The sequence below is a fragment of the Serratia sp. 201 genome (assembly GCF_037027545.1).
In the GTDB taxonomy this organism is placed as follows: Bacteria; Pseudomonadota; Gammaproteobacteria; order Enterobacterales; family Enterobacteriaceae; genus Serratia; species Serratia bockelmannii.
Genome location: NZ_JAXCHC010000001.1, coordinates 229,414 through 244,669 on the forward strand (window position 1 = coordinate 229,414; position 15,256 = coordinate 244,669).

At 61.2% G+C, this 15,256-nt stretch carries 14 protein-coding genes and 1 other annotated feature; of the genes, 12 read left to right on the forward strand and 2 right to left on the reverse strand.

The window, feature by feature from the left end; translation table 11 throughout:
* Nucleotides 1–75: 75 nt before the first annotated feature.
* From acrR to mscK, 3 genes are all read left to right on the forward strand, one after another.
* Nucleotides 76–750 (forward strand): multidrug efflux transporter transcriptional repressor AcrR, encoded by a 675-nt coding sequence (acrR, locus tag WA302_RS01270; protein WP_043135668.1) that lies wholly within the window; start codon nucleotides 76–78, stop codon nucleotides 748–750.
* Between the two features lie 11 nt (nucleotides 751–761).
* The gene (locus tag WA302_RS01275) at nucleotides 762–1,115 is read left to right on the forward strand and encodes a DsrE/DsrF/TusD sulfur relay family protein (protein ID WP_004940282.1); all 354 of its coding nucleotides are present in this window, start codon (nucleotides 762–764) and stop codon (nucleotides 1,113–1,115) included.
* A gap of 100 nt (nucleotides 1,116–1,215) precedes the next feature.
* The gene (mscK, locus tag WA302_RS01280) at nucleotides 1,216–4,599 is read left to right on the forward strand and encodes a mechanosensitive channel MscK (RefSeq protein ID WP_261456726.1); all 3,384 of its coding nucleotides are present in this window, start codon (nucleotides 1,216–1,218) and stop codon (nucleotides 4,597–4,599) included.
* Between the two features lie 40 nt (nucleotides 4,600–4,639).
* Here the strand turns inward: mscK and rsmS are convergent, their stop codons facing one another.
* Complete coding sequence (gene rsmS, locus WA302_RS01285; RefSeq protein WP_016928837.1) at nucleotides 4,640–4,819, reverse strand: pleiotropic regulatory protein RsmS; 180 nt, start codon at nucleotides 4,817–4,819, stop codon at nucleotides 4,640–4,642.
* A gap of 106 nt (nucleotides 4,820–4,925) precedes the next feature.
* Nucleotides 4,926–5,462 carry a primosomal replication protein PriC gene (gene priC, locus WA302_RS01290; protein WP_025301787.1) on the reverse strand — a complete coding sequence of 179 codons (537 nt, stop codon included), beginning with the start codon at nucleotides 5,460–5,462 and terminating at the stop codon, nucleotides 4,926–4,928.
* A 134-nt stretch (nucleotides 5,463–5,596) separates the two neighbouring features.
* Here priC and WA302_RS01295 point away from each other — a divergent pair, with 134 nt between their 5' ends.
* From WA302_RS01295 to WA302_RS01335, 9 genes are all read left to right on the forward strand, one after another.
* Nucleotides 5,597–5,977 carry a DUF454 family protein gene (locus WA302_RS01295; protein WP_043135674.1) on the forward strand — a complete coding sequence of 127 codons (381 nt, stop codon included), beginning with the start codon at nucleotides 5,597–5,599 and terminating at the stop codon, nucleotides 5,975–5,977.
* A 153-nt stretch (nucleotides 5,978–6,130) separates the two neighbouring features.
* Nucleotides 6,131–6,682 (forward strand): adenine phosphoribosyltransferase, encoded by a 552-nt coding sequence (apt, locus tag WA302_RS01300; protein WP_019454166.1) that lies wholly within the window; start codon nucleotides 6,131–6,133, stop codon nucleotides 6,680–6,682.
* Nucleotides 6,683–6,774: 92 nt separating this feature from the next.
* Entirely contained in the window at nucleotides 6,775–8,733 is a 1,959-nt protein-coding gene (gene dnaX / locus WA302_RS01305; RefSeq protein ID WP_043135676.1) for a DNA polymerase III subunit gamma/tau, read from the forward strand.
* Nucleotides 8,066–8,130, forward strand: a sequence feature (DnaX frameshifting element). Its footprint overlaps the gene before it by 65 nt.
* 41 nt (nucleotides 8,734–8,774) lie before the next feature.
* On the forward strand, nucleotides 8,775–9,104 hold the full coding sequence (locus WA302_RS01310) for a YbaB/EbfC family nucleoid-associated protein (RefSeq protein ID WP_025301790.1): 330 nt from the start codon (nucleotides 8,775–8,777) through the stop codon (nucleotides 9,102–9,104).
* Nucleotides 9,104–9,709, forward strand: coding sequence for a recombination mediator RecR (recR, locus tag WA302_RS01315; RefSeq protein ID WP_025301791.1), 606 nt, complete (start codon nucleotides 9,104–9,106; stop codon nucleotides 9,707–9,709). Before WA302_RS01310 ends, recR begins: the two co-directional genes overlap by 1 nt.
* A 144-nt stretch (nucleotides 9,710–9,853) precedes the next feature.
* Nucleotides 9,854–11,719 carry a molecular chaperone HtpG gene (htpG, locus tag WA302_RS01320; RefSeq protein WP_038628970.1) on the forward strand — a complete coding sequence of 622 codons (1,866 nt, stop codon included), beginning with the start codon at nucleotides 9,854–9,856 and terminating at the stop codon, nucleotides 11,717–11,719.
* Between the two features lie 203 nt (nucleotides 11,720–11,922).
* A complete protein-coding gene (gene adk, locus WA302_RS01325) occupies nucleotides 11,923–12,567 on the forward strand; it encodes an adenylate kinase (RefSeq protein ID WP_025301793.1) in 645 nt (214 codons plus the stop codon).
* Between the two features lie 166 nt (nucleotides 12,568–12,733).
* Nucleotides 12,734–13,867 (forward strand): sugar diacid recognition domain-containing protein, encoded by a 1,134-nt coding sequence (locus tag WA302_RS01330; protein ID WP_025301794.1) that lies wholly within the window; start codon nucleotides 12,734–12,736, stop codon nucleotides 13,865–13,867.
* Nucleotides 13,868–13,986: 119 nt separating this feature from the next.
* Nucleotides 13,987–15,252: a GntP family permease gene (locus tag WA302_RS01335; protein ID WP_261456727.1), complete on the forward strand. Its 1,266-nt coding sequence runs from the start codon at nucleotides 13,987–13,989 to the stop codon at nucleotides 15,250–15,252.
* The last annotated feature ends 4 nt before the right edge of the window (nucleotides 15,253–15,256 follow it).

Here is a 15,256-nt window from a genome sequence, read left to right on the forward strand (position 1 = left end):
TTAATTATATGTGCGTGCTATGGTACATACATTCGCGAATGTATGTAAATCACACTCCCCCTAAATAACAATGCCATGGCACGAAAAACCAAACAGCAGGCGCAAGAAACCCGACAGCAAATCCTTGATGCTGCGGTGAGAGAGTTCTCTGAACGTGGCGTTGCTGCAACGTCACTGACAGATATTGCCACCGCTGCCGGGGTTACGCGTGGAGCCATCTACTGGCACTTCAAGAATAAGGTAGACCTGTTTAATGAAGTTTGGGAATCTACCGAGCCGAAAATTGACCAGCTCGAAACAGAGTATCAGGCAAAGTTTCCCGATAATCCACTGCGGGTTATCCGAGAAATTCTGATTTACATTCTGACGTCTACGGTTGAAGACGGCCGTAGGCGGGCGTTGATGGAAATTATATTCCACAAATGCGAGTTTGTCGGTGAAATGATGCCGCTGCTGGATTCGCGCAAGGTGCTGTACCTCGCCGGCTATGAACGCATCGAAGCGGTGCTGTATAACTGCATTCACCACGGGCAATTGCCCGCCGATTTACATACCCGTCGTGCGGCGATCATCCTGCGCGGTTATATCACCGGCCTGATGGAAAACTGGCTGTTTATGCCGGAAAGTTTCGATCTGCGGGCCGAAGCCGAAGCGCTGGTGGACGCGTTTTTGGAGATGCTGCAGTTTTGCCCCACCTTGCGCCTCAAACCCGACGCGGTGACGCCTGACGCCGACCGCGTTCCTTTATAAGGAGAGATTTCATGTCATCAGTTGTTCTTATTGCCAATGGCGCCGCCTATGGCCATGAATCCTTGTTCAATGCGCTGCGGTTGGCCATCGCCATGAAAGAGCAGCAGAGCAGCCTCGACCTGCGGCTGTTTCTGATGTCCGACGCGGTGGTGGCCGGGCTGGCCGGACAGCAGCCGCACGAAGGGTACCATCTGCAGCAGATGCTGGAGATCCTCACCGCGCAGCAGGTGCCGGTCAAGCTGTGCAAGACCTGCGCCGACGCGCGCGGCGTCAGCCGCTTGCCGCTGGCGGACGGCGTGGCGATCGGCACCTTGGTCGAGCTGGCGCAGTGGACGCTGGCGGCGGAGAAAGTGCTGACTTTCTGATTTCGCGACAACGAGACATCACCGGCAACGTTTTTGTTGTTCGTTGCCCGCCGGCGGTCGTGATAATCTTCAGGCTTCTTTACCGATCCGAAGCCAAATCATGCATCGCTGGTTGACTCTGCCTTCTCTGACGCCGCTCACGTTTGTCGGCGCATGCCGGCGGCGCATCGCCGCCGTGACACTCTTTTTCCTAATTTTTGCGTGTTGCTTGCCGGCACAGGCGGCGCTGAACGGCGATCTGCCGCAGCGCAGCGAAGTGCAAAGCCAGCTGGAAACGCTGAACAAACAAAAAGCCCTGACGCCGGTCGAAAAGCTCTCCCAGCAGGATTTGACCCGCACGCTGGAACTGCTGGATGCCATCGAGCGCAACCGGCAAGACGTCGCACAGCTTAAACAGCAGGTGCAGCAGGCGCCGGCGAAGCTCAATCAGGTCACCGCCGAACTGGATGCGCTGAAGCAGCCGACGGACAACGCGGCCGCGCGCGCCGCGCTGTTGCCGCTGTCGCTGCGCCAGCTGGAAAGCCGGCTGTATCAAACGCTCGACGAGCTGCAAAGCGCGCAGGAGAGCCTCTCGACCTACAACAGCCAACTGGTGTCGCTGCAAACCCAGCCTGAACGGGTGCAGAGCACCATGTACGCCGCTTCGCAGCGCCTGCAGGAGATCCGCAGCCAGCTCAGCGGCCAGACGCCGGGGCAAGATTCGCTGCGCAATAGCCAGCAGGTCATGCTGGCCACCGAACAGGCGCTGCTCAACGCGCAGTTGGAGCTGCAGCGCAAGAGCCTGGAAGCCAACACCACGCTACAAGATCTGCTGCAAAAACAGCGTGATTACACCACGGCGCATATCGATGCGCTGGATCGGTCGGTGCAGCTGCTGCAGGAGCTCGTCAACAGCAAGCGCCTGACGCTGTCTGAAAAAACCGCCAAAGAGGCGCAGAACCCGGAAGACGCCACCGATATCCAGCACGATCAGCTGGTCAGCAAGCAGCTGGACGTCAACCGACAGTTGAGCCAACAGCTGATTGCCGCCACCGAAGAGAGCAACACCCTGTTCCAGCAGAATATTCGGGTCAAAAACTGGCTCGATCGCGGTCTGCAGGCGGAACGTAACCTGAAAGAGCAGATCCAGGTGCTGAAGGGCAGCCTGGTGCTGTCGCGCATTCTGTATCAGCAGCAGCAGAGCCTGCCGCAGGGCACGCTGCTGGCTGATATAGACACGCGCATCGCCGATCTGCGGCTGGAGCAGTTCGATATCAATCAGCAACGCGACGATCTGTTCAAGGGTGAGGATTACATCAATCAGCTGGTGGCAGAGAGCAAGGAAAAGGCCGGCCCGGAAGTGATCGACGCGCTGAACGAGATTGTCGACATGCGCCGCGAACTGCTGGATCAGCTGAACAAGCAGCTCAGCAACCAGCTGTCGCTGTCGATCAACCTGCAGATCAACCAGCAGCAGCTCACCAGCGTCTACGGCTCGCTGCAGGATACGCTGACCCAACAGATTTTCTGGGTCAACAGCAACAAGCCGGTCGATCTGGCGTGGCTGAAGGCAATGCCGGAGGCGGTGCGCGATCAGCTCGCCGGGCTCGATATCAAATTCGACGGTGGCAAGCTATTGCAGGGCGGCTTGAATGCGCTGGTGTTCCTGATCCCGCTGCTGTTGGCGATCGGGGTATTGCGCTGGCGCTACCGGTTGATCGACAGTCATTTGCAAAAGCTGGCCAACGACGTGGGGCAACTGAAGCGCGACGGCCAGCTGCACACGCCGAAGGCCATCGCGCTGACCTTGCTGAAGGTGTTGCCTGGCGCCGCGCTGCTGCTCGGCGTCGGTTTCTGGATGTATCGCGCGGATTTGGGTATCAGCGACTTTATTTGGGCGTTGTCGCAGCAGCTGGCGTTGTCGTGGCTGGTGTTCGGCTTCAGCTATCGCATGCTGAAACCGGGCGGCATCGCCGAGCGGCATTTCAACTTCGGCGCTAACCTGTGCGCGCATTACCGCCGCCAGACGCTGCGGCTGGGGCTGGCGCTGCAGCCGCTGATCTTCTGGTCGGTATTGGGCGAGAAAGCGCCGCTGCGTCTGGTGGAAGACGTCATCGGCCAGATCGTGGTGATGTTGACGCTGGCGCTGCTTGCGGTGCTGGTGTTCCCGCTGTGCCGCGACAGCTGGCGTGAAAAGGGCTCGCATGCCGTGCGGCTGGTGGTGGTGACCGCGCTTGCCGCCACACCGCTGATCCTGCTGGGGCTGATGTTCGCCGGTTACTTCTATACCACGCTGCGGCTGGCCAGCCGCTGGATAGACAGCCTGTATCTGTTCTTCCTGTGGAATATCGTGTATCTGACTGCCCTGCGCGGCCTGAGCGTGGCGGCGCGGCGTTTGGCCTACCGGCGCGCGCTGGCGCGGCGGCAAAACGTGGTGAAAGAGGGGGCCGAAGGCGGTGAAGCGGTGGTGGAAGAGCCGCCGCTAGCGCTCGATCAGATCAACCAGCAGTCGCTGCGCCTGACCACCCTGGTGCTGTTCGCCATCTTCGCCAGCGCCTTCTACGCCATTTGGTCGGATCTGGTGACGGTCATCGCTTACCTGGACAGCATCACGCTGTGGCATTACACCAGCACCGTGGCGGGCAGCAGCGTGTCGCAGGCGGTGACGCTGGGTAACATGATGGTGGCGATCGCCGCGGTGATCGTCGCTTATGTGCTCACCCGCAACTTGCCCGGCCTGCTGGAGGTGGTGGTGCTGTCGCGGCTGCAGCTGCGGCAGGGGGCGTCTTATGCCATCACCACCGTGCTCACTTACCTGATCACCGCCGTGGGTGCCGTGGTTGCGCTGGGATCGCTGGGCGTATCCTGGGACAAACTGCAATGGCTGGCCGCCGGTCTGACGGTCGGGCTTGGCTTTGGCCTGCAGGAGATCTTCGCCAACTTCGTCTCCGGCCTGATCATTCTGTTCGAACGCCCGATCCGCATCGGCGATACCATCACCATCGGCACCTTCTCCGGTTCGGTCAGCAAGATCCGCATTCGTGCCACCACCATTACCGACTTCGATCGCAAAGAGGTGATCATTCCGAACAAGGCGTTCGTCACCGAGCGGCTGATCAACTGGTCACTGTCCGACACCATCACCCGCGTGCTGATCAAGGTGGGTGTGGCCTACGGTTCCGATCTCGACAAGGTGAAAAAGGTGCTGCTGCAGGCGGCGCACGACAACCCGCGGGTGATGACCGATCCCGAACCGCAGGTGTTCTTCCTCAACTTCGGGGCCAGCACGCTGGATCACGAACTGCGGCTCTATGTACGGGAACTGCGCGATCGCAGCTACACGGTGGACGAACTGAACCGCTCAATCGACCGCTTGTGCCGGGAAAACGATATCGACATTGCCTTCAATCAGCTGGAGGTGTATCTGCATAACCAGCAGGGCAATGAAGTGCAGGAAGTGAAAAGAACGCTCTCGCCGGATGAAGGCGGCCAGACGGCGGGCTGATGTGCGTTGAAAGATGGAAGGGACAGCGGGCTGTCCCTGATTACTGTCCGGCAGGCAAATAGGGAGAGGTGACGCCGGCGCGCTGCAGCTTTTCCTGATAATCCCGTTTGACGATATCCAGTGCTGCCAACGCGGTAGCCGGATCGATCTCGTTGCATTCCAGCAGGTAAATCAAGTCTACCGCCAGCTGCAGTTCGGGTGAGGCATTTTCCAGAGACATAGCACCTGCGCTTATTAATTAATGGGATGAAAAACTCGTGTCTCGGCAGAGTATAGTGAACCCGGCGCGCAACCGGGAATAATCATTAAAATATTGTGATAAATCTTCAAAAACCGTTTTCTTTGCGCTCGATATTGCGCTCGATGCGCGCCAGCGCCTGACGGCAGCGCATCAGTCTCCCCTCCAGCGCCGCCAGCTCGTGCTGCAGCTTTTGCTGCGCCGCCAGTGTGGTCTGGCGCCCCAGCAGGCTTTCCCGATCCTGAATCATGGCGATCAGCCGGCGTTCGTAATCCTGGTGCTCGGCCAGCTTGTGGTACAGATCGGCCTCGGGGGCTTCCTTCGGCTGATTCTTGCGCCGTAGCGCCTGGGTTGCCAGCTCGCGCTGCAGGGCAGAGATTTGGGCAACCAGTTTTTCGGCCAGAAAGGCCACCTGGCTGGCGCGGCTGTCGTTAGCGGCGTTTTGCAGCTGGGCGAAATTCTTCTCCACCTCGGCCAGGTAGTCGCGCAGCCGCGTGCCGCGGTTGGCGAACAGGGCGGCGTCGAACCGCGCCTGCGGGATCGGGGCGTCGCCGCGCGGAGTGACTTCGGCCGCCAGCGCCGCGATCTGCTGCGCCAACACCTGTAATAGACGCTGAGTGCTCACATAAGCTCCCTCTTGATTTCAACAGGCGTAAGCTTGCCCGCGATGCCGCCCTGAAACAAGCGCCGCATGCATATTCCGCCGGCGCGGCGCCGATGCTACAGTAAGCCGCAACCGATTGAGGAGCGAAGAGCCGCATGAAGCGAGGGTTATTGATCATTTTGGGCTGGCTGGCGGTGGTGCTGGCGACGTTGGGCGTGGTGCTGCCGCTGTTGCCGACCACGCCGTTCCTGCTGTTGGCTGCCTGGTGCTTCGCCCGCTCTTCGCCGCGCTTTCATCACTGGCTGCTGTACCGTTCCTGGTTTGGCCCTTATCTGCGCCACTGGCAGCAGCATCGCGCGCTGCCGCCGGGAGCGAAGTGGAAGGCGGTGCTAGTGATCGTGCTGACCTTCGCCTGTTCGCTGTGGCTGGTGAAAATCTGGTGGGTGCGCGGTCTGTTGCTGCTGATGTTGGCTATTTTGCTGACCTTTATGCTGCGCCTGCCGGTTATTGACCTGTCGCAACAAAAACAGCGCTGATTGTGCGCCGCTGGTTGCATTTGTCCGCCAGTTTGCATAGATTTGGGCGTTTTCGTGCGCGGATCGCCTGCCATTCCTTCTCCGGTGTGTTTCACCCAGAGGCGGCGGGTGAGCGGCGCGCCGGTTTTCAGGCAGCTTTATCAGGCAACAATTATGACCGCTACTGCGCAGCAGCTTCAGTTTATTAAAGACAGTATCAAAACCATCCCGGATTATCCGAAGCCGGGCATCCTGTTCCGCGACGTGACCAGCCTGCTGGAAAACCCGTTGGCCTACGCCGCCAGCATCGAGCTGCTGGTTGAGCGCTATCGCGAAGCGGGCGTGACCAAGGTGGTGGGTACCGAAGCGCGTGGTTTCCTGTTCGGCGCGCCCGTCGCGCTGGCGCTGGGCGTCGGTTTCGTGCCGGTGCGCAAACCGGGCAAACTGCCGCGTGCCACGCTCAGCGAAAGCTATGAGCTGGAGTACGGCACCGACAAGCTGGAGATCCACACCGACGCCATCACCGCGGGTGACAAAGTGCTGGTGGTGGACGATCTGCTGGCGACCGGCGGCACCATCGAAGCAACCACCAAACTGATCCGCCGTCTGGGCGGTGAAGTGAAAGACGCCGCGTTCATCATCAACCTGCCGGATCTGGGCGGGGAAGCGCGTCTGAACAAGCTGGGTATCGACTGCTACTGCCTGGTGGACTTCGCCGGCCATTGATGCGGCATCGCCCCTTGGGCACAACGGCCTCGCGGATCGCCGCGGGGCTGTGTTAGCATGACCCTCCAGATTACTCGACTTCTCCGGTATTAATGAGCTATCAGGTTCTCGCCCGTAAGTGGCGCCCTCAAACGTTCGCAGACGTGGTCGGCCAGGAACATGTCCTGACCGCGCTGGCCAACGGCCTCTCGCTGGGGCGGATCCATCACGCCTATCTGTTCTCGGGCACCCGCGGCGTGGGGAAAACCACCATCGCGCGCCTGCTGGCTAAAGGCCTGAACTGTGAAACCGGCATCACCGCCACGCCGTGCGGCCAATGCGACAACTGCCGTGAGATCGAACAGGGGCGTTTCGTCGATCTGATCGAGATCGACGCCGCTTCCCGAACCAAGGTGGAAGATACCCGCGATCTGCTGGACAACGTTCAGTACGCGCCGGCGCGCGGCCGCTTCAAGGTCTACCTGATCGATGAAGTGCACATGCTCTCGCGCCACAGCTTCAACGCGTTGCTGAAGACGCTGGAAGAGCCGCCATCGCACGTGAAATTCCTGTTGGCCACCACCGATCCGCAAAAATTGCCGGTGACCATTCTTTCCCGCTGCCTGCAGTTTCACCTCAAAGCGCTGGACGTCGATCAGATCCGTCAGCAGCTGGAAACGGTGCTGACGGCGGAGCAGATCACCAGCGACGCCCGCGCGCTGCAACTGCTGGCGCGCGCCGCCGACGGCAGCATGCGCGATGCGCTGAGCCTGACCGATCAGGCGATCGCCATGGGGCAGGGGCAGGTGACCGCCGCCACCGTCAGCCAGATGCTCGGCACGCTCGATGACGAGCAGCCGCTGGCGATCCTCGAAGCGCTGGTCAGCGCCGACGGCGAAAAGGTGATGGCGCAGGTCGCGCAGGCCGCTTCGCGCGGCGTGGACTGGGAAAACCTGCTGGTGGAGACGCTGGCGTTGCTGCACCGCATTGCGATGGTGCAACTGCTGCCTTCGATGCTCGACAACCACTACGCCGCCGTAGAACAACGGCTGCGTGAGCTGGCGCGCACTCTGCCGCCGGCCGATGTGCAACTCTATTACCAAACGCTGTTGGTGGGCCGCAAAGAGCTGGCCTATGCGCCGGATCGTCGCATGGGGGTTGAGATGACCCTGCTGCGTGCGCTGGCGTTTCACCCGAAAGCGGTGATCCCGGAGCCGGTGGCGTTGGTGCAGACCGCGCCGGCGCCGATGGCGCAGCCGCAGCAGGCCACATCGCCACAGCCGCCGCAGTTTCAGGACGTGCCGCCCCCGCTAGGGCAGCCGGCCGCGCCGCAGCGACAATCATCGACCCCTTTACCGGATGCCACCGCCCAGCTGTTGAAAGCGCGGTCCCAGCTGCAACGGCAGCAGGGAGCATCCACACCAAAAAAGAATGAGCCGGCGGCGCCAGGAATAGCGCGGCCGGCAAACTCGGCGCTGGGGCGTTTGGCTTCCGTGACCGAGCGTAGCCAGCAGCGCCTGGCGGAGAAGAAGGTGCCGGAAAAACCGGCGAAGCCGGAAGCCTATCGCTGGCGCGCGCAGACCGAGCCGGAAGCGGCGCCGGAACCGTTGGCGACGCCGAAAGCGCTGCGCACGGCGTTGGAGCACGAGAAAACGCCGGAGCTGGCCGCCAAGCTGGTGGTGGAATCGCTGGAGCGCGACGCCTGGGCGGCGGAAATCGATAAGCTCAAGATCCCGAAACTGGTGCAGCAGCTGGCGTTGAACGCCTTCAAGCAGCAGCCGGAAGCGGGCAAGATTTGCCTCCATCTGCGGTCTTCGCAGCGCCATCTGAATTCGCCTTCGGCGCAGAAGACGCTGGCCGAAGCGCTCGGCGAGCTGTACGGCAGCCCGGTTGAGCTGACCGTGGTGGAGGACGATAATCCGGCGGAGCGCACCCCGCTGGAGTGGCGACAAGCCATCTATGAAGAAAAGCTGGCGCAGGCGCGCCAGTCCATCGTTGCGGATACCCATATCCAGACGCTGTGCCGGTTCTTCGACGCGGATCTGGATGAAGAGAGTATCCGCCCCCTTTAAACGCCGCGCGAGGTGCGCGGCCCTAGCGACGAGAGACGACTATGTTTGGTAAAGGCGGTCTGGGCAACCTGATGAAGCAAGCCCAGCAAATGCAAGAAAAAATGCAGCAGATGCAGGAAGAAGTCGCCAAATTGGAAGTGACCGGCGAGTCTGGCGCAGGCCTGGTGAAAGTCACCATCAACGGCGCACACAACTGCCGCCGCGTGGAGATCGATCCTAGCCTGATGGAAGATGACAAAGACATGCTGGAAGATCTGATCGCCGCCGCGTTTAACGACGCCGCGCGCCGCATCGAAGAGACTCAGAAAGAGAAAATGGCCTCCGTTTCCAGCGGCATGCAGTTGCCGCCTGGCTTCAAGATGCCGTTCTGATGCAAACCAGCCCGCTCCTTGAATCCCTGATGGAGGCGCTGCGCTGCCTGCCGGGCGTCGGCCCGAAATCGGCGCAGCGCATGGCGTTTCAATTGCTGCAGCGCGATCGCAGCGGCGGCATGCGCCTGGCGCAGGCGTTGACGCGCGCGATGTCGGAAATCGGCCACTGCGCCGACTGCCGCACCTTCACCGAGCAGGACATCTGCACCATCTGCGCCAATCCGCGCCGTCAGCAAAACGGCCAGATTTGTGTGGTGGAAAGCCCGGCGGATATTCACGCCATCGAGCAGACCGGCCAGTTCGCCGGGCGCTACTTTGTGCTGATGGGCCATCTGTCGCCGCTAGATGGCATCGGGCCGGGGGATATCGGTCTCGATCGCCTGGAGCAACGGCTGGAAAAGGAAAGCATCACCGAAGTGATCCTCGCCACCAACCCGACGGTGGAAGGGGAAGCGACTGCCAACTACATCGCCGAGATGTGCGGCCAGTATGGCGTGCTCGCCAGCCGCATCGCCCACGGCGTACCGGTGGGCGGCGAGCTGGAGATGGTCGACGGCACCACGCTGTCGCATTCGCTGGCCGGGCGTCACGCCATCAAGTTCTGATGTTTTCCCGGACGGGGCCACTCGGCCCCGTCGTTTTTTTGCCAAAAATTTCCCGCCGTCCGCTTGAAAAACAAGACCCTGACCCTCATCTGATCCTCATTGTTCGATTTTGGTAGCCATTGTCTTTTGAGGTAATCAATGAGTATGAAAGGTCAAGAAACCCGCGGGTTCCAGTCTGAAGTAAAACAGCTGCTTCATTTGATGATCCATTCGCTGTACTCCAACAAAGAAATTTTCCTGCGCGAGCTGATTTCCAACGCCTCTGACGCCGCCGACAAGCTGCGCTTCCGCGCCCTGTCCGCGCCAGAGCTGTATGCCGGCGACGGCGAGCTGCGCGTGCGCTTGTCCTTCGATAAAGAGCAGCGCACCCTGACCATCGCCGACAACGGTATCGGCATGCGCCGCGAAGAAGTGATCGAAAACCTCGGCACCATCGCCAAATCGGGCACCAAAGCGTTCCTGGAATCCATCGGTTCAGATCAGGCGAAAGACAGCCAGCTGATCGGCCAGTTCGGTGTCGGTTTCTACTCGGCGTTCATCGTGGCGGACAAAGTGACCGTGCGCACCCGCGCTGCCGGCGCCGCCGATGACGAAGGCGTGTTCTGGGAGTCCGCCGGTGAAGGCGACTACACCATCGCCGACATCACCAAAGAGACCCGCGGCACCGAAATCACCCTGCATCTGCGCGAAGGCGAAGATGAGTACCTCGACGCCTGGCGCTTGCGCTCGGTGATCGGCAAATATTCTGATCACATCGCCCTGCCGGTAGAGATCGAAAGCAAGAACGAAGAAGACGGCACCGTCACCTGGGAGAAGATCAACAAGGCGCAGGCCCTGTGGACCCGCAGCAAGGCTGACGTCACCGACGAAGAGTACAAAGAGTTCTACAAACACATCGCCCATGACTTCACCGATCCGCTGAGCTGGAGCCACAACCGGGTGGAAGGCAAGCAGGAGTACACCAGCCTGCTGTATATCCCGGCGCAGGCGCCGTGGGACATGTGGAACCGCGATCACAAACACGGCCTGAAGCTGTACGTGCAGCGCGTGTTCATCATGGACGACGCCGAGCAGTTCATGCCGAACTACCTGCGCTTCGTGCGCGGCCTGATCGATTCCAACGATCTGCCGCTGAACGTGTCGCGCGAGATCCTGCAAGACAGCCGTGTGACGCAGAACCTGCGCGGTGCGCTGACCAAGCGTGTGCTGCAGATGCTGGATAAGCTGGCCAAAGACGACGCCGAAGGCTACCAGAAATTCTGGCAGCAGTTCGGTCTGGTGCTGAAAGAAGGCCCGGCGGAAGACAACGGCAACCAGGAAGCGATCGCCAAACTGCTGCGCTTCGCGACCACCCACGGCGACAGCTCGGCGCAGACCGTGTCGCTGGAAGAGTACGTCGGCCGCATGGCGGAAGGGCAGGAAAAGATTTACTACATCACCGCCGACAGCTACGCCGCCGCCAAGAGCAGCCCGCATCTGGAGCTGTTCCGCAAGAAAGGCATCGAAGTGTTGCTGTTGTCCGATCGCATCGACGAGTGGATGATGAGCTACCTGACCGAGTTCGACGGCAAGCCGTTCCAGTCGGTCAGCAAAGCGGATGAAACGCTGGATAAACTGGCGGATGAAACCGAAGAGCAGAAGGCGGCCGAGAAGCAGTTGGAACCGTTCATCGAACGTGTGAAAACCCTGCTGGGCGAGCGTGTGAAGGATGTACGCCTGACGCACCGCCTGACCGATACGCCGGCGATCGTGGTGACCGACGCCGACGAAATGAGCACCCAGATGGCCAAGCTGTTCGCCGCCGCCGGTCAGCAGGCGCCGGAAGTGAAGTACATTTTCGAGCTTAATCCCGAGCATGCGCTGGTCAAACGAGCATCCGACGTGGGCGATAACGAACATTTCGCCGAATGGATCGACCTGTTATTGGATCAGGCGCTGCTGGCTGAACGCGGCACGCTGGAGGATCCGAACTTGTTCATCCGTCGCATGAATAAGTTGCTGTCCGCATAAAAGCTGAAGATATGCGCCCTTAACGGCACCGTTAGGGGCGTATTTCCGGTTTTTCCCCGCTTTTTCTTGCCTTTTGTTCGTCCGTTTTTTTGCACATTCCGCAATCGATTTCCTTCGCGCGCCTTGAGCCTGCCCCCCCTGAAATGGTATCGTTGAGCGTTTTCGCAATTTTATAAAAACTACATAGCAAGGGGATTTACGCAATGCGTATCATTCTGCTGGGCGCTCCGGGCGCTGGTAAAGGTACTCAGGCTCAATTCATCATGGAGAAATACGGCATTCCGCAAATCTCCACCGGTGACATGTTGCGCGCAGCCGTGAAGGCCGGCAGTGAACTGGGCAAGCAGGCGAAAGAGATCATGGACGCCGGCAAGCTGGTGACCGATGAGCTGGTGATCGCGCTGGTCAAAGAGCGCATCACGCAGGAAGATTGCCGCAAGGGCTTCCTGCTGGACGGCTTCCCACGCACCATTCCGCAGGCTGACGCGATGAAAGAAGCCGGCATCAACGTGGACTTCGTGCTGGAGTTCGACGTGCCGGACGAGCTGATCGTTGACCGCATCGTTGGCCGCCGCGTACACGCGCCGTCCGGCCGCGTCTACCACGTGAAGTTCAACCCGCCGCAGGTGGAAGGCAAAGACGACGTGACCGGCGAAGAGCTGACCACGCGCAAGGACGATCAGGAAGAGACCGTGCGCAAGCGCCTGGTGGAATACCATCAGATGACCGCGCCGCTGATCTCTTACTACAGCAAAGAAGCGGCAGCGGGCAACACCCAATACCGCAAAATCGACGGCACCCGCAAGGTGGCCGAAGTGAGCGCAGAGCTGGCGACTATCCTCGGTTGATAGCAAACTGGCAGTGCATGACGCCGGGCCTGTGGTCCGGCGTTTTTTTTTGCCGTTTTCCCGCCAAATTGTGATCGCGGCAGCTTGTTGCGGCCGTGCCCGTTAATCGCCCGCGCCAAATGGCGTATAACAAGCCTGCGTTTTCACCCTCAGCAGGGAGCCGGGCATGCTCAGACAAACCAATCTTCTGGCGGAAGCCACCGCGCGCCAGATCGTCCAGCGGGCGATGGGCATCATCAGCCATTCCGTCAACGTGATGGACAGCAACGGCGTGATCATCGCCTCCGGCAACCCGCAGCGCCTGTTCCAGCGTCATGAAGGCGCGGTGCTGGCGCTGGCGGAGAACCGGGTGGTGGAAATCGACCGCGCCACCGCCGAACACCTGAAGGGCGTGCGGCCCGGCATCAACCTGCCGTTCAGCTTTCGCAATCAGCGGGTGGGGGTGATCGGCATCTCCGGCGAGCCGGCCGAGGTGCGCGCCTATGCCGAGCTGGTGAAGATGGCGGCGGAGATGATGGTGGAGCAGGCGGCGCTGCTGGATCAGCACCAGTGGGAAAAACGTTACCGGGAAGAGCTGGCGAATCAGCTGCTGCAGCCGCAGCCGAACACGGCGTCGCTGGAAGCGATGGCGGCGTATCTGGGATTGGATCTGCGCCAGGCGCGCATCGTCTGGATCGTCGAGCTGCAAGAGGCGCAGCCGCACCTGCTGCGTGAGCTGTTGGCGGAGCTGGAGGCCACCCAGCGCGACGCGTTGATCGCCATTACCGGCTTCAATGAAATGACCCTGTTGCGCCCGGCCTGCATGGCTCAGGGCGAATGGAGTTTGAAGCTGGAGCGCCAGCAGGCGCAGCGTTTGCAAAACCAGCTAAAACACCGCTTTCGGGTGCGGCTGATCGTCGGCGGTTTTTATGACGATCCGCAAAGCGCCTACCGTTCCAGCCTGACGGCGCGTGCCACCCAGGCAATGGCGCAGCGCCTGAAACTGCGTCACGCCACGCTGTTCTACCACGACTATCCGCTGCCGTCGCTGCTGTGCGATCTCGGGGAGGACTGGCGAGCGCAAGAGCTGGGGCGCCCCTGGCGGACGCTGGGCGAACAGGATGAAAAAGGCGTGCTGCGCGCCACGCTGCGCCACTATTTTTCGCAGAATTGTGATCAGACGCAGGCCGCCGCGCAGCTGCATATTCACGTCAATACCCTGCGCTACCGCCTGCAGCGCATCGAAGCCATAACCGGCATGAAAATCAATCAATTAACCGACGCTCTGCGGTTGTATATCGGCATGCTGATGCACGACTGAGTTGTGCCAACCCACAAATTTCTCGCCGTTCCTTCGGCGATTTTTTGTTGTTTCCCCTCAGGTCAACGCCGGGCGCGCGGGATATGTTGGCCTGCACATCAACCACGGAGAAAACAACAATGACAACCGTATCCACTCTGGGAGCGCTGGTGGCGTTAGCCGTCGCCATCGTTCTGATCCTACGCAAGGTGCCGCCGGCTTACGGCATGATTGCCGGCGCGCTGGCGGGCGGGCTGTGCGGCGGCGCCGATCTGGTGCAGACCGTAACGCTGATGATCGGCGGGGCGCAGGGCATCACCAACGCCGTGATGCGCATTCTGGCGGCGGGGGTATTGGCCGGGGTGCTGATCGAATCCGGCGCGGCGCACACCGTCGCCGAAACCATCGTGCGCAAAGTGGGCGAAACCCGCGCGCTGCTGGCGCTGGCGGTGGCTACACTGATCCTGACGGCGGTGGGGGTGTTTATCGATGTGGCGGTGATCACCGTCGCGCCGATCGCGCTGTCGATCGCCCAGAGGGCCGGCATTTCACGCGCGGCGATCCTGCTGGCGATGATCGGCGGCGGCAAGGCCGGCAACGTGATGTCTCCCAACCCGAACACCATCGCGGCGGCGGACAACTTCCACGTGCCGCTCACTTCGGTGATGATGGCCGGCATCGTGCCGGGGCTGTGCGGCCTGGTGGTGGCCTATCTGCTGGCGCGCCGCCTGAGCGATAAAGGCGGCAGGGTGATGGCTGAAGAGCTGACTCAGCATGCCGAAGGGGCGCGGCCGGGCTTCGCTGCGGCGATCAGCGCGCCGCTGGTGGCGATCCTGCTGCTGTCGCTGCGGCCGATCGCCGGTATCGCCGTCGATCCGCTGATCGCGCTGCCTGCTGGCGGGTTGGCGGGCGCGCTGCTGATGGGGCGCATCCGCCAGTGCAATCAGTTTATGGTTTCCGGCCTGTCGCGCATGGCGCCGGTGGCGATTATGCTGCTCGGCACCGGCACGCTGGCGGGCATTATCGCCAACTCGGCGCTGAAGGATGTCTTGATTAACGGTTTGACGCACACCGGGCTACCGGCCTGGCTGCTGGCGCCGCTGTCCGGCGCGCTGATGTCGATGGCGACCGCCTCGACCACCGCCGGCACCGCCGTGGCTTCCGGGGTGTTCAGCTCCACGCTGCTCGAGCTGGGGGTGAGCGGATTGGCCGGTGCGGCGATGATCCATGCGGGCGCCACGGTGCTGGATCACCTGCCGCACGGCAGCTTCTTCCACGCCACCGGCGGCAGCGTCAATATGGCGGTGCACGAGCGGCTGAAGCTGCTGCCGTATGAAACGCTGGTGGGGTTCACCATTGCGGCAATCTCGGCGCTGATGTTTGGCGTATTTAACCTGGCGGGATAAGGAA

Excerpts from the sequence above, each read along its gene's own strand:
- acrR (WP_043135668.1), top strand. The coding sequence starts at position 76 with ATGGCACGAAAAACCAAACAGCAGGCGCAAGAAACCCGACAGCAAATC.
- WA302_RS01275 (WP_004940282.1), top strand. The coding sequence starts at position 762 with ATGTCATCAGTTGTTCTTATTGCCAATGGCGCCGCCTATGGCCATGAA.
- mscK (WP_261456726.1), top strand. The coding sequence starts at position 1,216 with ATGCATCGCTGGTTGACTCTGCCTTCTCTGACGCCGCTCACGTTTGTC.
- rsmS (WP_016928837.1), bottom strand. The coding sequence starts at position 4,819 with ATGTCTCTGGAAAATGCCTCACCCGAACTGCAGCTGGCGGTAGACTTG.
- WA302_RS01295 (WP_043135674.1), top strand. The coding sequence starts at position 5,597 with ATGAAGCGAGGGTTATTGATCATTTTGGGCTGGCTGGCGGTGGTGCTG.
- apt (WP_019454166.1), top strand. The coding sequence starts at position 6,131 with ATGACCGCTACTGCGCAGCAGCTTCAGTTTATTAAAGACAGTATCAAA.
- dnaX (WP_043135676.1), top strand. The coding sequence starts at position 6,775 with ATGAGCTATCAGGTTCTCGCCCGTAAGTGGCGCCCTCAAACGTTCGCA.
- WA302_RS01310 (WP_025301790.1), top strand. The coding sequence starts at position 8,775 with ATGTTTGGTAAAGGCGGTCTGGGCAACCTGATGAAGCAAGCCCAGCAA.
- recR (WP_025301791.1), top strand. The coding sequence starts at position 9,104 with ATGCAAACCAGCCCGCTCCTTGAATCCCTGATGGAGGCGCTGCGCTGC.
- htpG (WP_038628970.1), top strand. The coding sequence starts at position 9,854 with ATGAAAGGTCAAGAAACCCGCGGGTTCCAGTCTGAAGTAAAACAGCTG.
- adk (WP_025301793.1), top strand. The coding sequence starts at position 11,923 with ATGCGTATCATTCTGCTGGGCGCTCCGGGCGCTGGTAAAGGTACTCAG.
- WA302_RS01330 (WP_025301794.1), top strand. The coding sequence starts at position 12,734 with ATGCTCAGACAAACCAATCTTCTGGCGGAAGCCACCGCGCGCCAGATC.
- WA302_RS01335 (WP_261456727.1), top strand. The coding sequence starts at position 13,987 with ATGACAACCGTATCCACTCTGGGAGCGCTGGTGGCGTTAGCCGTCGCC.